Genomic DNA, 14999 nt, shown 5'->3' on the forward strand with positions numbered 1-14999 from the left:
TAATTCCGACCCGCCCCCACTCAGCTGCCGCGGCAGACCCCTCAGGTCCCCACCTCCCGGCGGGACACCGGAAGCCTCGCCCGGGTAAACAGCCAAGCCAGGGCCGCACCGGTGAGCGGCACTGCGATCAGCAGCGCCACGAGCTGGAGCCAGGGAACGACGGCGGTCCCCCCTATCCCGGTCGCGGTCACCAGCAGCACGGCGGGCACTATCCCGGCAACACTTCCCAACACGGTTCCGAGCCCCGCCGTCATCAGTGCCTGCGAACCTGCGAGCGCCTTCCGCAAACGCGGGGCGGCACCCACACCGGCAAGGGTCACGTGGTCTTTCCGCGAGTCGGCCATGGACAGGCCCGTGGTGATGCCTGCCGCGCTGAGCGTGATGAGCGCACCCAGGCCCACGATGGACCAGAGGATCAGCGAGGCGTCCTGCTCCGCTCCGCGCTCCACATACGGGGTCCCGAAGCGGTCCTTGTAGATGCCGGCGAGCGCTTCGGACATTTTGTCCATCTGGACGGCATCGGGGTAGGCGCTGAACTGGATCAGCAGTTCGCTGTCATCCACACGCATGCCGGCCGCCACCGCAGCCTCCGGGGACACTACGCCGTAGTATTGCACCTTCACTTCGGGCTCCAGCACGGCCGCAGCCACTTTCGTCCGCCCCGTCTCCTCGTAGCCCTGGAAGGCGCCTGTGGCGGGGTCGGCGCGCGCGGGCTTGCGCACGTCACGCGCCACCAGCGACGCCTGCCCGTCGCGGACGAACACGGGGTTGCTAACTACCATTCCCCCGGCCGCCAGCACGTCGCGGGCTTCCGCCGTGGGCGCCGTTCCGAACAGCCTTTCCACGTCATCGGCAGTTCCGACGATGATGGAGTCAACACTTCCCTGCGTCTCGTACGGACGCATCGCTCCCCGGCAGCGCCAATCCTCCGGATCCAGGACACGCTGGCCGGCCGTAACAGGGCATGCGTTACCTTCGGGTGTGGCCAGCGAGTATTGGAGGCAGCTCGTCGTCGGCGTCTGCGCGGGCGACGCGTCGGCCAGTTCGGGCCGCATATCGCAGTTCCGGATGGCGGCTGTGCGCAGCACGCTGGTCCATTCGACGGTATCCACCGCTCCATTCAGGGCGGACACCACGGCAGCAGGATCAATCCGCGCCGGGTCCGGCATTGTGCCGTCAGCCAGTGGAGGCTGCCACACGGACAACGGCAGTACTGCCTGGTTCTTCAACGCGGACCAGTAGTGGTTTTGCTGCTCGTTCGCCTGCTGGCTGGCGGCCAGCACCATGCCGGCACTGGCCAGGGTGGCAGCGGCAAGGACGGCGGCAACAGCGGGTACAGTTCGGCTGCGGTTGCGGGAAGAGTCCCGGGCGGCCATGCGCGCAGCCAGCGGAAGGCGTCCGGCACGCTTGGCAAGGAGGGCCACCATCTTGCCGGTCAGCAGGACCAGGGCCGTAACGCCCAGTACCGCGCCACCCAGCAGGAACCAGGCAATCACCGGCGTCCTTGAGCTGAACACGTCCGGGTCTTCGCTGCTGACGGCAAACCACGTGCCGCCGGCAAGTGACACGGCGGCCACGCCCAGCAGGACAGCACCCACCACGGTGGACGCCTTGCCGGCCGACGCCGGCGCCCGCCCCGATTTGAGCGCGCCCAGAACAGCCTGGCGCGCCACCTGCCGCGCCGGGGCCAAGGCAGCCAACAGGCACGCCACAAAGCCCATGATCATCACCAGGACCGTCAACAACGCGTCCGGATGGAAGCCCGGGAAACGGACCGATCCGTTAAGGCGCGCAACGAACACCACCCCGGCGGCTGCGGCCAGTCCCACCGCAGCGCCAGCCGCTACGCCAAGGCCGCCGAGCCACAGGCCAGCCGCCATCACCACCGAGCGGATGGTGGGGCTTTCGGCCCCCGTCGCGGCGAGCAGGGCCAGCTCCCGGACCTGCCCCTTGGCGCCCACGGCAAACGCGGCTCCCGCCAGCAGGCCCACCTCCAGCAGTGCGAGGGCACCCAGGAGCGCCCCGGCCGCGTAGGTGGAGAGCGGCAGCGACGCGCTGGACGAGGTCCCTGCGCCTTCCGGCCCGCGTTCGTCTTGAGGCGGCGGGTTCAGCACAACGGACCTGGACAGCACGGTGACACCCACGGCGTTGGCCGCCAGGATCTGGCTCCAGGTCACCGGCTCGGAACCCACCAGGTAATACATGGTGGCCTTGATGGCCGACGCGGTTGGCGCCGGACCAGTGGAGGCTGGCGGCGCCGGGGTGCCCACGCTGCCCTGGCCGGGCTTGAGGTAGACGATGGAGTTGCTGTCCGAATAGCCCGCATCGCGGAGCGTTCCGACCGCAACAAACGTCCCGGCCGACGTCGCCAGTTCCTCCCCCAGTTCCAGCCCGAACCGCTCCAGCAGCCCCGGCGATACGAGCATCTCGGCATCAGTCCCGGGGGCCCTGCCGTCCAGCAGGGTGTATTTTCCGGCAAATGCCGGGGCTATGGCGTCCACTGCCCGGCCCACCACACGCACGTGCGCCGCACCCGACTCGGCGGTGAGGTCGAGGGTGGATTCTGTGAGCACGTCGTAGCCGGCCGGAATCGCGTCCTGCGGATCACTCGGCGTGAAGTCAGGGTTGCTGTCCCAGTCGTTCGTGGTGATCTGCAGCTCTTCGACCGGGTGCTGGACCATGACGCCGTTGGCCATGGGCATGGGCCGGAACCGCGCCTGGGTGGTGCCGAGCTCATACTGCACGCGCTCGGCGGCGGTCTCCTGGGTGCTCTGGACCAGGGTGACCGCCCCCGTCATTGCGGCCACAGGGAGCATGATCAGCAGGATGATCAGGAGGGAACGCCCTTTGTGGCGGCGGATATCGCGCCGGGCCATCCGCACGGCGACGCGGAAAGCCTGCCGGCGTCCGCCGGGCGCCGGATCGAGGGTGAGTGCCACGTCAGTTGCCGGCCTGGGCGAGTAGCATGGCGGGATCGTGCATGGCAGCTGCCTGGTCCACGATCCGGCCGTCCCGGAGGAACACCACCCGGTCAGCCCACGCGGCATGCCGGGCCTCATGGGTCACCAGCATCACGGCCGCACCGGCATCGGCACGTCCGCGGAGCACTTCCATCACGCCGTGGCCGGTGGTGGAATCCAGGGCTCCCGTGGGTTCGTCGGCCAGGATCAGCCGGCGGTCGCCCACGATGGCCCGCGCGATGGCCACCCGCTGCTGCTGTCCGCCGGACATCTGGTCCATAAAGCGGTCCGCGAGTTCCGGGATGCCCACCTGCCGCAGCGCATCGAGGGCCTGGCGTTGCGCCTTCCTGGTGGCCGTCCCGTCCAACTCCAGCGGCAGCGCCACGTTCTCGGCAGCCGTCAGGGTGGGGACAAGGTTGAAGTCCTGGAAGACGTAGCCAACGGCGCGGCGGCGCAACCGGGCGAGTTCGTTCAGTCCCAGCCCGCCCAGGGGTGTTGATTCCACAAAGACACCGCCCGACGTCGGCCGGTCAAGTCCCCCGGCCAGCGCCAGGAGGGAGGATTTCCCGGAACCTGACGGACCCATCACTGCGACGAACTCTCCGGCTCTGATACTGAGGTCTACCTCGCGCAACGCGGCGACCGCCGTCGCGCCTTCACCGAACGTCCTGCTGACCCTGGCGAGTTCCAGGACCTGCTGCGGCCCCTGGACGCTCACCGGCGGATGTCCGCGATGAGGGGGGCAGCCTCTTCCACAGTGACCCCGTTGGACGATTTACGTGGTGTGGCCTGGCCCGCGGTCTGCGCCTGCTGCAGCATCCGCGCCTCGCAGAGGTCCAGCCAGCGGACCTCCGCTTCCGTCTGGAAGATCAGCGAGTCCAGCACCAGCAGCCAGGCGGTATCCGCCGCCCGCTGGTTGGCGGCCGTGTCGCGGCGGGCCTTGGTGTAGTCCTGCAGCGCCCGGATGGACGCCACCCGCTGGGCCTGGATGATGGCCTGCACATCCACGCCCGGCAGCGTGACCGCGAGCGCCAGTTTGATGGCCAGCTCGTTCCGGGGCGGGTTGTTGCGCTCCACGGGGGCGGCAAACCAGTTCTGAACTTCCGCCGTGCCGGCGTGGGTGATGCTGTAGACCACGTGGCCTTCGCCGTCACTGCCGTCATTGCTGACCAGGCCGTCGCGTTCCAGCCTGTCCAGCGTGGTGTACACCTGCCCGATGTTCAGGGGCCAGGTGGACCCGGTGCGGTTCTCAAACTCAACCCTGAGCTGGTAGCCGTAACGCGGCTGGTCCTGCAGCAGGGCAAGGAGGCTGTGGCGGATGGACATGATGCTCCTAGCGGTGGCGTCAGCGTCGGTATGCACGGACCCCCAAGACCCGTGCATACCGCGTATAGAGTGAGGCTAACCCAGTCCGCGGCGCAAAGCAATACTCAGTATCTACCCGGCCTACATAACCAGCAGGATCTTGCCCACATGGTCGCCGCTGTCGAAGTACCGGTGGGCGGCCGCAACCTGGTCCAGCGGGAAGGTCTTGGCCACCAGCGGGCGAATCCGGCCGTCCGTGATGAGGGGCCACACGGATTCGCGCACGGCGTTCATGATGGCACCCTTTTCCGCCACCGGGCGCGGCCTCAGGGCCGTGGCAACCACTGCCGCGCGCTTCCGCAGGAGCTGGCCGAGATCCAGCTCACCCTTGGCCCCGCCCTGCAGGCCGATGACAATGAGCCGGCCGTAGTCCGCGAGCGCATCAACGTTCTGCGCCAGGTACTTGGCACCCACAACGTCGAGGATCACGTCGGCACCCTTCCCGCCGTTCTGCCGCCGGAGGCTTTCCGGAAAGTCCTCTTCCGTGTAGTTGATGGCGATGTCCGCGCCCAGGAAAGCCTTCGCGGTCCCCACCTTTTCCGCGCTTCCCGCAGTGGTGGCCACCTTGGCCCCGAATGCCTTGGCCAGCTGGATGGCCATGGTGCCGATCCCGCCCGTGGCGCCGTGGATCAGGACAGTTTCACCGGCCTGCAGCTGCGCCGTCATGATCAGGTTGGAGTAGACCGTGGCTGCGACTTCCGGCAGCGACGCAGCGGTGACCACATCAACGCCGTCGGGAATCCGCAGGACCTGCTCCGCCGGCACCGCAACCTGCTCCGCATAGCCTCCGCCAGCCAGCAGCGCCACCACCTTGTCCCCCACGGAGAATGCCTTGGTGACGCCGGGACCGAAACCGGCGATCCGCCCCGAGACTTCCAGCCCCGGGATCTCGGACGCGCCGGGCGGGGGCGGGTAGAAGCCCCTGCGCTGCTGCACGTCCGCCCGGTTCAGGCCGGCGGCGACAACGTCGATCAACACCTCGCCCTGCCCGGGCACCGGCGCGTCCACTTCGCGGACTTCCAGAACCTCCGGACCACCGGGTTCTGCAATGTAGACGGCTTTCATGGAGAACTCCCGTTTTCTAGCTGATTCGTGCCCCAGAACCAGTGTGCACCGGACGCACGGCAGACTCTGTTTTGTTGCAGCCAACTGCCTATGAAACACTACTCGTTAGGGAAGGTTGTCCGAGCGGCCGAAGGAGCTAGTCTTGAAAACTAGTGTGCGGTAACCCCGTACCAAGAGTTCGAATCTCTTACCTTCCGCGAATGGAACCCCGGTACGCCACATGATGGCGGACCGGGGCTTCTTCGTTTAACCGGCACAGGGTCCGCCGGAGCTGAACCATTGAAACTGTCGGAGCCCGGACATAGGGTCGTTCCTGTTGCCACCCATCGACAGTAAGAGCCCATCATGCCTTCACCCGAGATCACCCCCGGCGCACCCTGCTGGATCGACCTCATGACGTCAGACATCGACAAGGCCCGCCAGTTCTATGCCGAACTCTTCGGCTGGGAGTACGAGACCGGGGACGAGGAGAAGTACGGCGGCTACACCACCGCACGGAAGAACGGCAAGACCGTGGCCGGGCTGATGCAGAAGGATGCGGACCAGGCAGGCATGCCTGACGTCTGGTCCACGTACCTCCGCTCGGACGACGCCGAGGCCACCGCGTCCGCCGTCGCGGCCAACGGCGGGAAGGTCTACATGCCGCCCATGGATGTTCCGGAGCAGGGCCACCTGGCCATCTTCGGCGACTCCGCCGGAGCGGCAATCGGTGTGTGGCAGCCGCGCGAGATGAAGGGATATGAGCTCGTAGCCGAGCCCGGCGCTGCCGCATGGCACGAGCTCCACACCAAGGACTACGACGCCGCCGTGAAGTTCTACCGGGAAGTATCAACTGGGACACGGATGTTATGAGCGATACACCGGACTTCCGGGACACCGCCCTGGGCGCCGGGGACTCCGCCAGGGCAGGCAGCATGGACGCCTCCGGGTATCTGCCGGCTGACGTTCCGTCCAATTGGCAGATCTACTTCAACGTCGAAGATGCGGACGCTTCGATTGAGAAGGCCGTTTCGCTCAGAGCCACCGTCATTGACGGGCCGGAGGACTCGCCGTTCGGCCGCCTCGCCTCGCTGGCCGATCCCACCGGCGCAATGTTCAAGATCATCACATAAGTAAATTCCTTCGACGAAATACCGGCCGACAGCTTCCATTGAAGCTACCGGCCGGTATTGTTTTGCCCCACGGACGTTTCGCCGAATGCACTCACCATCAACCTTGCGTTCATTCGGCGCTGCTTTGCTGTGCCGGACACCACCTCATGACGCGTGGATTCCGGTCACTATCCGTCGGTACAACCCGGACACACTCCATCGGGTCCCCTACCGGGACACCCCTATGAAAGTAGAGCGGATGCACCATTCACCTTGGAAATTAGCGCTGGGAACAGCGGTATCTGCGGGGCTTATCGCCACTCCGTTGGCAGCGGTCCCCGCCTTCGCCGTCGACGCAGCACCTGCCGGCACTTCACCGGTTGTCATCAACGAGGCCTACCTGAGCGGCGGCAGTTCCGGCGCAGCGTACAAGAGTAAATTCGTTGAGCTCTACAACACCTCCGACGCCGCGGTGTCCCTGGACGGCTGGTCAGTCCAGTACCGTTCAGGCACCGGAACTGCGGCGCCCACCAGCGTGGCTGCCCTCACCGGTTCCATCCCTGCCAAGGGCCACTACCTCATCAAGGGCGGCAGCAACAACGGCGGGGTTGAGGGTGCAGACCTGCCGGCTCCGGATTTTGTGGCGACCTCCCTGAACTTCAGCGGCTCCGCCGGCACCATCGTCCTGGCGAAGCAGGCCACAGCCGCCACGCTCGCCACCGGCTCGGTTGTTGAACCGGCCGGCGTGGCAGACCTCCTCGGCTACGGTTCCTCCAACACCTTTGAAACGCAGGCCGCCGTAGCGCCCGCCAGCAACACCGACGTCAAGAGCCTGAACCGCAGTGCCGGGACGGACAGCAACAGCAACCGGGCAGACTTCACGCTGAACACCGCCGTCACGCCGACGGCGGCGGGCGGCACCGTGGATCCTGATCCGGATCCAACGCCGGACCCGGGCCCGGGCACCAAAACGATTGCCGAAATCCAGGGCACCGGTACGGCCAGTCCGCTGGCCGGCACTGCCGTGACAACACGCGGCAAAGTCACCGCGGCCTTCCCCACCGGCGGTTTCGCCGGCTACTACGTCCAGACCCCTGGTACCGGCGGCGACCTCACCCCGGCCAGCCACACGGCGTCGGACGCTGTTTTTGTCTACTCCCCTGCCACCGCAGGATCCGTGCAGATCGGCGACTTCGTGGAAGTCACCGGCACGGTGTCCGAGTTCTTCGGCATGACCCAGGTCAGCGTGGCGGATGCCGCCGGGCTGACCAAGCTCAGCGACGCCGCGGCCGAGGTGAAGGCCACCGTCTTCACGCTCCCGGCGGCCGAGTCCTTCCGCGAGGCACTTGAGGGCATGCTGCTGGCACCGCAAGGGCCGGTCACCGTCACCGACACCTACTCGCTGAACCAGTACGGCGAGATCGGCCTCTCCGGCGGGACCACCACGCTGGTGCAGCCCACCGCCGTCGCGCGTTACGGCTCGGCCGGATACCAGGCCGCCGTGGCGGACAACGCTGCCCGTGGCATCAAGCTCGACGACGGCTCCACCACCAATTTCCTCAAGGACGCCGCCACCAAGGCCCAGGTGCTGCCGTACCTGACGGCCGCGGACCCGGTCCGGGTGGGCTCGCCGGTGACGTTCGCTACCAACGTGGTGCTCAGCTACGCCAACAACGCCTGGAAGTTCCAGCCGCTGACCCATCTCACCGAGGTCAACAAGGGCACGGTCCAGCCGGCCAGCTTCGGCGCCACCCGGACCGAGGCTCCCGCCAGCGTGGGCGGCAACCTGAAGATCGCCTCCTTCAACGTGCTGAACTACTTCCCCACCACCGGCGACACCCTCACGGGCTGTTCCTTCTACAAGGACCGCGACGGCAACCCCATCACGGTCCAGGGCGGCTGCGATGCCCGCGGCGCGGCAAACGCGGAGAACTTCCTCCGCCAGCAGGACAAGATCGTCGCCGCGATCACCAAGACCGGCGCCGACGTGGTGTCCCTCATGGAAATTGAAAACTCCGCCCAGTTCGGCAAGGACCGCGACGACGCCCTGGCCAAACTGGTGGACGCCCTCAACATCGCGACCCCCGGCATCTGGGACTACGTGCGGACACCCGCCAACGCTCCCCCGCTGGCGGACGAGGACATGATCCGCACCGCGTTCATTTTCAAGAAGGCCGCGGCTGAACCTGTGGAAGAGTCCATCATCCACAACGACACCGTCGCCTTCGCCAACGCCCGCAAGCCGCTGGCGCAGGTGTTCAAGCCGGTAGGCGCCGGGGACGACAAGAAGTTCATCGCCATCGCCAACCACTTCAAGTCCAAGGGTTCGGCAGCAACGCCGGATGACACGGACAAGGGCCAGGGCGCGTCCAACCTCGCCCGCACCGCCCAGGCCAAGTCGCTCCTGGACTTCGCCGCCGGGCTGCAGGCAACCAAGGGCACGGACAAGGTTTTCCTGATCGGCGACTTCAACTCCTACGCCCAGGAAGACCCGATGAATGTCTTCACGGACGCCGGCTACGTCAACCAGGACGGCAAAGCGAAGAACGCCGACGGCTCCGCGAAGCACTCCTACCTTTTCGGCGGACTGGTGGGTTCGCTGGACCACATCCTGGCCTCCCCGGGCGCTGATGCAGTGGTCACCGGTGCGGACATCTGGAACATCAACTCCGTAGAGTCCGTGGCGCTGGAGTACAGCAGGTATAACAACAACGTGACCAACTACTATGCGCCGGACCAGTACCGCGCCAGCGACCACGATCCTGTGGTGGTGGGCCTGGACCTGCCTGCCGGCCCGGTCACGCCGGCCAGTGTTGAGCTGAACTTCCTGGCCATCAACGATTTCCATGGCCGCATCGACACCAACACGGTGCTGTTCGCCGGCACCATCGAGAAGCTGCGCGCCGCCGCCCCCGGGGCCACGGCCTTCCTGTCGGCCGGCGACAACATCGGGGCATCACTGTTCGCCTCGGCTGTTGCCAAGGACCAGCCCACCATCGATGTGCTGAACGCGCTGGAGCTGGACGCTTCCGCCGTGGGCAACCACGAGTTCGACGGCGGCTGGGCGGACCTGCGCGACCGCGTCATCGCGGGCGGCACCAACGCCACGTTCCCGCTGCTCGCGGCGAACGTATACAAAAAGGGGACCACCGAACCGGTCCTGCCGGAATACACGGTGCTGGACATGGACGGAGTGAAGGTGGCCGTCATCGGCACCGTCACCCAGGAAGTCCCGTCCCTGGTGACGCCCGCCGGGATCGCCGATCTTGAATTCGGCGATCCCGTGGACGCCATCAACCGCGTGACTGCCAAAATCACGTCGGAGAACCTCGCCGACGTGATCATCGCGGAAAACCACGACGGCGCCGGGTCAGGGACGCCGGACGGCGCCACCCTCGAGCAGGAAGTGGCAGCGGGCGGCCCGTTCCCGAAGCTGGTCACCGAAACCTCGGCCGACGTGGACGCCATCTTCACCGGCCACACACACAAGGAATACGCCTGGAACGCACCGGTCCCCGGGACCGACGGAAAGACCCGTCCGATTGTCCAGACCGGCAATTACGGCGAGAACATCGGCCAGATCCAGCTCACGGTGGATACGGCCACCAAGGAAGTCACCGCCTCGAAGGCCGGGAACGTCAAGAGGACCACAGATGCCGCCGCCGGCCTCGTAGCCGCTTACCCGCGGGTTGCAGCGGTAGATGCCATTGTGCAGAGGGCCCTGGCCGACGCCGCCGCGATCGGAAACCAGCCGGTGGGTGCGCTGACCGCTGATATCACCACAGCGTTCACCGCGGACCCCGCCGGCGGACCCGCCAAGCGCGATGACCGTGCCAGCGAATCCACGCTGGGCAATCTGGTGGCCGACTCACTGTTGGAGTCGCTCCAGCCTACTGAGCTGGGCGCCGCGGAAATCGGCGTCGTCAATCCCGGCGGCCTCCGCAATGAGCTGTACTACGCCCCGGACGGCACCATCACCTACGCGGAGGCCAACTCGGTCCTGCCGTTTGTGAACAACCTGTGGACCACGTCCCTGACCGGTGCGCAGTTCAAGGCACTCCTGGAGCAGCAGTGGCAGACCAATGCTGACGGCACGGTCCCCAGCCGCGCCTACCAGCAGCTGGGCCTGTCCAAGAACGTCAACTACACGTACGACGCAACCCGCGCCGCCGGTGACCGGATCACCTCCATCCGGGTGGCCGGTGCCCTGATCGATCCGGCGAAGTCCTACCGGATCGGGACGTTCAGCTTCCTGACCACCGGTGGCGACAACTTCCGGGTCTTCAAGGACGGCACCGGCACCAAGGATTCGGGTCTGGTGGACCGGGACGCCTGGATCAGGTACCTGCAGGCCCACAACCCCGTGTCGCCGGACTTCGCCCGGCGGACGGTGGCCGTAGTGAACACCACGGCAGCCGAGGTCAAGGCCGGGGACGCCATCACCCTGGCGGTTTCCAAACTGGACCTCACCTCGCTGGGCAGCCCGATCAATACCTCCCTGGCTGCGGTGTTCACCGACAGCGCCGGGACCGTGACGGGCTTCGGCACCATCCCGGTTTCTGCGGGCGCTGCCGCCATGAATCTCGTCGTTCCTGCTGGTGCTGCCGCGGGGACCGGAACCCTGACGCTCACGGCCGCCGAGTCCGGCACCGTGGTGAAGGCTGCTGTCCAGGTCGCTGCCAGCGGACCGGTGCCGCCGGTCTGCACGGCACCGGTACCGCCCACCAAGTGGTACGACGTCCTGGGGTGGATCCGTTACGGCGTTGCCTGGATCCAGTACCAGCACTGCCTGCGCGGCTAAGCGCGGGTCAGTATTAACCAGAGGTGCCCCGCCCCGACTGAATCAGCTGGGGAGGGGCACCTTCGCTTTCCCCGAGTTTTGTCCAGATAATCCGGTTTCCCGGCGGCTCAGAGGCCATTATCTGGACAAAAACTCTCGGGGTGGGTCGGGGTGGGGGCGTCAGGCGGGCTGCGGCACCCGCTCAAAGGAGTTGGCCGGGACGGCCAGCCCAAAGTGCCCCCGCAGCGTGCGCCCGGTGTATTCGCGCCGGAACAGCCCGCGGTCCTGGAGGATGGGAACCACATGGTCCACAAAGATGTCCAGGCCGGCGGGCAGCACGGGCGGCATGATGTTGAACCCGTCGGCGGCGCCGGACTGGAACCAGTGCTGGATGGCATCGGCCACCTGCTCCGGCGTTCCCGCGAAGGTACGGTGCCCGCGGCCCCCGCCGAGCCGGCCGATGAGCTGCCGGACAGTCAGGTGTTCGCTGCGGGCGAGGTTCACCACCAGCGTGTAGCGGCTCTTGGCGCCCTCGATCTCGTCCTCCGACGGGAGGTCGGCCGGCAGCTGGCCATCCAGTTTCAGGGATTCCGGCGAGACGCGGAGCAGATTGGCCAACTGCCGTACCGCGTGCTCCGGCAGTATCAGCTCGTCCAGCTCCCGTTCCAGCTTGAGGGCCTCAGCCTCAGTGGCGCCGATGACCGGAACAATCCCCGGCAGGATCTTGATGGACCGCGGGTCCCGGCCCGCCGCCGTCGTCCGTCTTTTCAGGTCGGCGTAGAAGTCCTGGGCAGCCGCCAGGGTCTGGTGCGCCGTGAAGACCGCCTCCGCGTACCGCGCCGCAAAGTCCTTGCCGTTCTCGGAAGAGCCGGCCTGGACAATCACCGGGTGCCCCTGGCCGGATCTGGGCACATCCAGGCCGCCCTCCACCTGGAAATGCGGGCCTTGGTGGTTCACCGGATGCACGCGCGAACTGTCCGCCCAGACGCCGGCGTCCTTGTCCGCCACCACGGCGCCATCCTCCCAGCTGTCCCAGAGCTTCTTGGCCACATCCAGGAATTCCGCAGCCCGCTCGTACCGCTGCGAGTGGGCGGGCTGGCCGGCGAGGGAGAAGTTCCTGGCGGCCGCGTCTCCCGCCGTGGTCACCACGTTCCAGCCCGTCCTGCCGCCGCTGATGTGGTCCACGGAGGCGAAGCGCCGCGCCAGGTTGTACGGCTCGTTGTAGGTCGTGGAGGCGGTGGCGATCAGGCCGATCCGCTCCGTGACGGCTGCGATGGCGGCGAGCAACACGGTGGGTTCGAGGCTGCCGTACGGCCGCTGGGCCACGTTTCCGTGCAGCACCGGGGAATCGGCGAAGAAGATCGAGTCCAGCTTGCCGCGCTCTGCCGTCTGGGCCAGCCGCTGGAAGTGGGCAACGTCCGTGCCGGCGAAGCTGTTGCTCTCCGGCAGCCGCCACGACGCCTCGTGGTGGCCGGTGCTCATCAGGAAGGCGTTCAGGTGCAGCTGCCTGGAGCCTCCCGCCGTGGCACTCACGCTCGAACCTCGGCTGCTTCGCGGGCAACTGCCTCAGGAACGACGACGGTCTCGGAGTATGTGGACGAGTCGCCCTTGATGGACGTGCTGCTGCGCCCATCCACGCCCCGGGGAAGGTCACCGGCGATGGTCACGCGGTTGAGCTGGCGGGGCTGGCCGTCGTAGTTGTCCGGGGCGTAGTGCTGCGTGATGCGGTTGTCGAACAGGACCAGCTGGTTCGGCTCCCAGTTCACGCGCACCACGTTCTCCGGGCGGGTGACGTAGGCCTGCAGGAGGCGCAGGATGTCCTTGGACTCGGTGTTGGAGAGGCCAACAATCCGCAGCCGCTGCGCGAAGCCCCCAATGAACAATCCGCGCTCGCCGGTCAGCGGGTGGACCCGCACTACAGGGTGGGCGGATTCGAAGTGGATCCTGGTGAACTCCTTGCGCCGTTCGTCGGCGTTGGCGTGTTCCAGGTTCTTGGGCACGGAGTAGTCGTAGTCGTTGGTGTGGATGGCCCAGAGGGTGTCGGTGAAGTTCCGCAGCTCCTCCGGCAGGTCCTGGTAGGCTCCGGCCGATGACGCGATCAGGGTCTCCCCGCCGTAGCCCGGCAGGGTGATGCTGCGCAGGGTGGAGGCCTGCGGCGGATTGACCACAAAGGTCACGTCGGTGTGCCAGTTGTTGGCACTGCCGTTTTCGCTGTCCACCGGCAGGACCGCGGGTTTTCCGTCCACGGAGGCCACCGTGGGGTGGGCCTTGGTGAGCGGACCGAAGCGGCTGGCGAAACGCACCTGGTCTTCGTCAGTGCGGATGTTCGCTTCCCGGAAGACCAGGGCCTTGTGCATGTTCAGGGCGTCCCGGAGCTGCGCCACGGTGGGGACTATCTCATTAACGGTGTATCCGGCGGTTTCTTTTAGTAGCTTTCAGCTGCCGGGAATCGGTCGCTGAAAGTGATGGCGAAGGCGTTCAAAGCGGGCTTCCAACGCACGGCCCATCGGGTCTTGCCGGCACCGGTCGGATCGAGGGATCTGGTGACCAGATACAGGCACTTTAGCGCAGCCTGCTCGATGGGGAAATGACCCCGGGCCTTGACGGGGCGCCGGTACCTGGCGTTGAGCGATTCGATGGCGTTGGTCGAGCAGATCACGCGCCGGATTTCCACGTCGTAGTCCAGGAAGGGGGTGAACTCTTCCCACGCGTTCTCCCAGAGCCGCACGATCGCCCCGTATTTCTTGCCCCAGCGCTCCGTGAGCTCCTCAAACGCCGCCCGCGCGGCCGCGGCATTCGGCGCCGTGTAAATGGGCTTCACGTCCCGTTTGGGGGCGTCCCAGTCCTTCTTCGAAGCCAGCCGGAAGGTGTTCCGGATCAGGTGGATAATGCAGGTCTGCACGGTCGTCAGCGGCCACACATTCGTCACGGCTTCGGGCAGGCCCTTGAGCCCGTCGCAGACCAGGAAGAACGTGTCCTTCACGCCGCGGTTCCTTATGCGGTGAGTACGCTCATCCAGAACTTCGCGCCCTCACCGCCGGTGCCGGCCCAGAGTCCGAGGATGTCTTTCTCCCCGTCCAAGGTGACGCCGATGGCGGCGTAGATGGGGCGGTTGGCGACCTGCCCGTCGCGGACCTTGACGACGATCGCGTCGATGAAGATCGCCGCGTAGACCTCGTCCAGCGGCCGGTTCTGCCAGGTGGCCATCTCCTCGAGCACCCTGTCGGTGATCCGGGAGACCGTCTCCTTGGACACGGACGCGCCGTAGATCTCGGCGAAATGGGCGCTGATTTCTCCCGTGGTCAGGCCCTTGGCGTAGAGCGAGAGGACAATCTCATCGACCCCGGTCAGGCGGCGCTGGCGCTTCTTGACGATGACCGGCTCGAACGTCCCGGCCCGGTCCCGCGGCACGTCCACCTGTACGGGTCCGGTGGTCTCCGTCAGCACCGTTTTCGGGCGAACCCCGTTGCGGGAGTTGGCAGTCTGTTTGCCGGCCATATCGTGCTTTTCATATCCGAGGTGCTCGGTCATTTCCTCATCGAGCGCGGTCTCGATCACGGTCTTCGTCAGCTGCTTGAGCAGACCATCGGGACCGGTCAGGGACAGGCCCTGCTCCTTCGCCATTCTGACAAGCTCGCGGGCAGCGTCAGCCTCGGATATTTCTGTCTTCTTCTCAACGGTTTTCGTACTCGGCACAGCCTCAAGTGTTGCGGCCATATCGGCCTCCTCCCCGCCAGG

General features: G+C 66.6%; 6 protein-coding genes, 1 tRNA gene and 3 pseudogenes. 3 read left to right on the plus strand and 7 right to left on the minus strand.

All coding sequences use genetic code 11. The features are described 5' to 3' along the window. Positions 1 to 41: 41 nt before the first annotated feature. The 4 genes from NG696_RS03690 to NG696_RS03705 all read right to left on the minus strand — a co-directional run bounded on the left by NG696_RS03690 (position 42) and on the right by NG696_RS03705 (position 5390). Positions 42 to 2939, minus strand: coding sequence for a hypothetical protein (locus NG696_RS03690; RefSeq protein WP_252574083.1), 2898 nt, complete (start codon positions 2937 to 2939; stop codon positions 42 to 44). 1 nt (position 2940) lies between these two features. After that, positions 2941 to 3678, minus strand: a complete 738-nt coding sequence (locus NG696_RS03695) for an ABC transporter ATP-binding protein (RefSeq protein WP_252567105.1) — start codon at positions 3676 to 3678, stop codon at positions 2941 to 2943. Then, the gene (locus tag NG696_RS03700; protein ID WP_252567104.1) at positions 3675 to 4286 is read right to left on the minus strand and encodes a PadR family transcriptional regulator; all 612 of its coding nucleotides are present in this window, start codon (positions 4284 to 4286) and stop codon (positions 3675 to 3677) included. The genes NG696_RS03695 and NG696_RS03700 overlap by 4 nt, the downstream gene beginning before the upstream one ends. Before the next feature lie 120 nt (positions 4287 to 4406). Then, positions 4407 to 5390: an NAD(P)H-quinone oxidoreductase gene (locus tag NG696_RS03705; protein WP_252567102.1), complete on the minus strand. Its 984-nt coding sequence runs from the start codon at positions 5388 to 5390 to the stop codon at positions 4407 to 4409. Positions 5391 to 5499: 109 nt separating this feature from the next. Between NG696_RS03705 and NG696_RS03710 the strand changes: the two genes are divergently transcribed. The 3 genes and pseudogenes from NG696_RS03710 to NG696_RS03720 all read left to right on the plus strand — a co-directional run bounded on the left by NG696_RS03710 (position 5500) and on the right by NG696_RS03720 (position 11282). Further along, a tRNA-Ser gene (locus NG696_RS03710) sits at positions 5500 to 5587 on the plus strand. Between the two features lie 148 nt (positions 5588 to 5735). Beyond that, positions 5736 to 6502, plus strand: a pseudogene (locus tag NG696_RS03715) (VOC family protein). A 238-nt stretch (positions 6503 to 6740) separates the two neighbouring features. Beyond that, on the plus strand, positions 6741 to 11282 hold the full coding sequence (locus tag NG696_RS03720; RefSeq protein WP_252574085.1) for an ExeM/NucH family extracellular endonuclease: 4542 nt from the start codon (positions 6741 to 6743) through the stop codon (positions 11280 to 11282). Positions 11283 to 11441: 159 nt separating this feature from the next. Here the strand turns inward: NG696_RS03720 and NG696_RS03725 are convergent, their stop codons facing one another. From NG696_RS03725 to NG696_RS03735, 3 genes and pseudogenes are all read right to left on the minus strand, one after another. Next, positions 11442 to 12794: an LLM class flavin-dependent oxidoreductase gene (locus tag NG696_RS03725; protein ID WP_308291938.1), complete on the minus strand. Its 1353-nt coding sequence runs from the start codon at positions 12792 to 12794 to the stop codon at positions 11442 to 11444. Further along, a pseudogene (locus tag NG696_RS03730) lies at positions 12791 to 13648 on the minus strand (TauD/TfdA dioxygenase family protein); the annotation flags it as partial. The pseudogene NG696_RS03730 and the gene NG696_RS03725, both read right to left, overlap by 4 nt. Before the next feature lie 38 nt (positions 13649 to 13686). Next, positions 13687 to 14978 (minus strand): annotated as a pseudogene (locus NG696_RS03735) (IS256 family transposase). Positions 14979 to 14999 lie beyond the last annotated feature (21 nt).

The sequence above is a fragment of the Pseudarthrobacter cellobiosi genome (genome assembly GCF_023913755.1).
GTDB classification, from domain to species: Bacteria; Actinomycetota; Actinomycetes; order Actinomycetales; family Micrococcaceae; genus Arthrobacter; species Arthrobacter cellobiosi.

Bases quoted from the DNA above. Each gene is read 5' to 3' on its own strand.
- NG696_RS03700 (WP_252567104.1), bottom strand. From the start codon at position 4,286: ATGTCCATCCGCCACAGCCTCCTTGCCCTGCTGCAGGACCAGCCGCGT.
- NG696_RS03705 (WP_252567102.1), bottom strand. From the start codon at position 5,390: ATGAAAGCCGTCTACATTGCAGAACCCGGTGGTCCGGAGGTTCTGGAA.
- NG696_RS03720 (WP_252574085.1), top strand. From the start codon at position 6,741: ATGCACCATTCACCTTGGAAATTAGCGCTGGGAACAGCGGTATCTGCG.